The 3,488-nt window shown below is 38.9% G+C and carries 3 protein-coding genes; all 3 read right to left on the bottom strand.

All coding sequences use genetic code 11. The features are described 5' to 3' along the window. Positions 1–239: 239 nt before the first annotated feature. Positions 240–596, bottom strand: coding sequence for a hypothetical protein (locus tag B3I52_RS01755; RefSeq protein WP_293297933.1), 357 nt, complete (start codon positions 594–596; stop codon positions 240–242). 92 nt (positions 597–688) lie between these two features. Beyond that, a complete protein-coding gene (locus B3I52_RS01750; protein ID WP_293297930.1) occupies positions 689–1,717 on the bottom strand; it encodes a fatty acid desaturase in 1,029 nt (342 codons plus the stop codon). 250 nt (positions 1,718–1,967) lie between these two features. After that, a complete protein-coding gene (gene ahcY, locus B3I52_RS01745) occupies positions 1,968–3,284 on the bottom strand; it encodes an adenosylhomocysteinase (RefSeq protein WP_293297928.1) in 1,317 nt (438 codons plus the stop codon). Between the last annotated feature and the right edge of the window lie 204 nt (positions 3,285–3,488).

Genomic DNA, 3,488 nt, shown 5'->3' with positions numbered 1-3,488 from the left:
TTGATAATGCACTACGGGTTATTGGAATAATTAAAAATATCGGTAAAACTGTAGAGTGGCTTGCGCCTAAGTTGGCGCAAGTCTTGTGTGTGTTCGGGTTTGAGGGCAAGATGACTTGTGTCTTTTAGCATTTGCTTTGTGATTGTTTGTTTTTTATTTTAGAATAATAAGCACAAGTCGGGCTGTTGCTCGGTCTATGGCATTAAGACTTCCGCTAAAGTGAGGACAGTTGGGTGTTTTTATCTCATGTGGTACAAGTATATCGCAAAATTTATCATTCCTTTTAAGTCTTCTTTGTCTATGTTTTCATACTTATTATGGTAATCTTCAGTCATTCTCTCAAAATTGAAGTCTGCTAAGTCTGCAAAGTTTGGCTTGCTTTTATGGAAATATTTGGATTTCTTTTGACTCGTAATTTCTGAATACAGGTCATTTTTCAGCCTTCTAATGTAGTCTATACGTTCCTGTTTGAAGTCGCCAAGCTTATGGTGTTTGAGTCGTCTCTTTATCTTTTTCTCTATTTCTTTATTGTCAGAAAAATCAAACTCGTATGCGAGCTCGGTAAAACAGATAGAGTCGTAAGTCTGCCGGTTCATGTTTAGTATTGTTGTCTTTTAGGGTTGCTTGTAACGTTTTGGGTATTGCCGAAGGCGAGCGTTTTAGCACTATCGCTCAATCGAACTACCCCTTAGATTTTTACTTTGCTAGTTAGGTAATGATTTGCGTAGAACTGCTTTTTGAAACATTTGTATTGTTTTATTGCTCCAAACGTGTGCATCATTTTAATGTAGTACCAAGCCAAATCAATTTGATGGGGTTTAAAACCGCTTCTGGCACTTTTGGGGTACAAATGATGGTTGTTGTGCCATTCGCCCGCTACAAAACCGGGCCACAGTTGGTTTATAGAGTTGTCTTTTAGGTTGTAATCTGTGCCTGGTTTCTTTTTGTCTTGACCCTTTCCGTGTCCTTCGTAATTAAATGTGCGTACGCCAATTCCCCAAAAACCTGCTGCGCCAAATAGTGTACAGGCCAGGGCATGGCCGCCAATTAAATAAAAAGCGCCGTACCAAAATGCCCAGTTTAATACCCAAGAAAGTATGGCGTTTTTTGGGTTTACGTAAGAACCCCACTTTAAATATTGAGCGTAAGTGTTTGAGCTTACTCCAGTATGCTCCATGAGTTGTTGTACTCGGCTAAATTCGGCTTCGCTTAAATCTTTAGCTATGGGCTGGTGGTTTACATCGGCCAAGAAGCAATACAAGAAACCCGCTTGTGCGTTGTAGGGATCTCCGGGTTTATCTGATAGGGAATGATGTACGTGGTGTGAGATCACGTAAATTTCTTCTGGAATAACGTTTATGGTTAGGTTTTGGGTAAAAAAGCGCCAGTATTTGTTGCGAAAAGTGTAGGCGCCGTGGGTGCAATATCGGTGATGCCAAATGGTACCGTGTGTACCCATAATGATCATGCTGTAAACAAAGGCGGCAAGTACGGTCCACCATTCTAAAAAGTAAATTAGGAAGATAAAGAAAAAGGGGATTAAGCATAAGATTTTAACCCAGCTTAACAAGGGAAGCCAGTTTCTTTTGTCCTTAAAAACGTTTAATCTGCTAAAGAATTCCTTTAAAATCTGGATTGGTGTAGGCGTAATTAATTGGCCGTTTAAATCCTTCCACCCATAGGCGGGCGGTTGTAGAACTCTTTCAAAGAAATGCATTTTGGTTTGTTATTTAAATGGTGCGTTAAATTTTGCCGTAAGGTATAACAAATTTTAAGAATAATAAATTTATTCGCCATACATTAATGAAATGTTTAAAAAGATTTTTAACAAAAAAAGGATGTACAAATGCACATCCTTTTCTATTTATTTAAAGTTTAAAATTAGCATTAAGCTTTCTATCCCCAAGTATCGGGATTTGCTAGATAGCACTCTTGGAGGGTTCGCTACGCTCTACTTTAAACTTAAATTAGTATCTGTAAGCTTCTGGCTTAAATGGTCCTTCTACCGCTACACCAATATATTCTGCTTGGTGTGGGTCAAGTACATCTAATTCTACGCCTATTTTTTCTAAGTGTAAACGAGCTACTTTTTCGTCTAAATGCTTAGGTAAAACATAAACTTTGTTTTCGTAAGCGTCTCTGTTAGTCCATAACTCTAGTTGTGCTAAAGTTTGGTTGGTAAATGAGTTACTCATTACAAAACTTGGGTGGCCAGTAGCACAACCTAAGTTTACCAAACGGCCTTCAGCCAAAACAATTACATCTTTACCATCAACGGTATATTTATCTACCTGAGGTTTAATCTCCACTTTAGTATTGCCATAGTTAGTATTTAACCAAGCCATGTCAATTTCGTTGTCAAAATGGCCGATGTTACAAACAATCGCTTTATCTTTCATCGCTTTGAAATGCTCGCCACGAACAATGTCGCAGTTACCAGTAGTAGTTACCACGATATCAGCTTCTTTAACTGCGGTAGCAAATTTCTTTACTTCGTAACCTTCCATTGCGGCTTGTAAAGCACAAATTGGATCGATTTCGGTAACGATTACACGTACACCTTGTGAGCTTAACGAAGCTGCAGAACCTTTGCCCACATCGCCGTAACCAGCAACAACAGCTACTTTACCAGCCATCATCACATCCGTAGCACGACGAATAGCATCTACCAATGACTCGCGACAACCGTATTTGTTGTCGAATTTAGATTTAGTTACCGAATCGTTAACATTGATTGCAGGTAAGTGCAAGGTGCCGTTTTTCATACGCTCGTATAAACGGTGTACGCCTGTAGTAGTTTCTTCTGATAAACCTTTAATTGCAGCAATTAACTCTGGATATTTATCAAACACCATGTTGGTTAAGTCGCCACCGTCATCTAAAATCATGTTTAGAGGTTGACGATCTGGTCCGAAGTGTAAAGTTTGCTCAATACACCAATCAAATTCTTGTTCGTTTAAGCCTTTCCAAGCATAAACTTGAATACCAGCAGCAGCAATAGCAGCGGCAGCGTGATCTTGTGTAGAGAAAATATTGCATGATGACCAGGTTACTTCTGCACCTAGTTCTACTAAAGTCTCGATTAGAACTGCGGTTTGGATGGTCATGTGTAAACATCCTGCAATTCTAGCACCTTTTAGGGGTTTTGTTGGACCAAATTCTTTTCTTAATGACATTAAGCCGGGCATTTCTGCTTCTGCTAATTCGATCTCTTTGCGGCCCCATTCCGCCAGTGAAATGTCCTTAACTTTGTAAGGTACGTAAGTTGTCTCTACTGATGACATATTTTTTCTTGTTTTAATTTGAGCTGCAAAGTTACGGCATAGCTTTGTGAATTTCAACTTAATAACCTTAGAACGATTATTATTCTTTGAAAAAAATTAGTGGGTCTGGAAAAAATATTTACCGCTATTGGGAATTGTTAGTGCTAATGAGCGATATTACCAGCGCCAAAACATATGTAGTTTAACCCGTAGTGCATTATTGCT

Origin of the sequence: Pedobacter sp. UBA4863, from assembly GCF_002399615.1 — a bacterium.
Lineage (GTDB): Bacteria > Bacteroidota > Bacteroidia > Sphingobacteriales > Sphingobacteriaceae > Pedobacter.
Note: the sequence above shows the minus strand (reverse complement) of the source record. Positions and strands in the feature narration are given on the sequence as shown.

Excerpts from the sequence above, each read along its gene's own strand:
- B3I52_RS01755 (WP_293297933.1), bottom strand. The coding sequence starts at position 596 with ATGAACCGGCAGACTTACGACTCTATCTGTTTTACCGAGCTCGCATAC.
- ahcY (WP_293297928.1), bottom strand. The coding sequence starts at position 3,284 with ATGTCATCAGTAGAGACAACTTACGTACCTTACAAAGTTAAGGACATT.
- B3I52_RS01750 (WP_293297930.1), bottom strand. The coding sequence starts at position 1,717 with ATGCATTTCTTTGAAAGAGTTCTACAACCGCCCGCCTATGGGTGGAAG.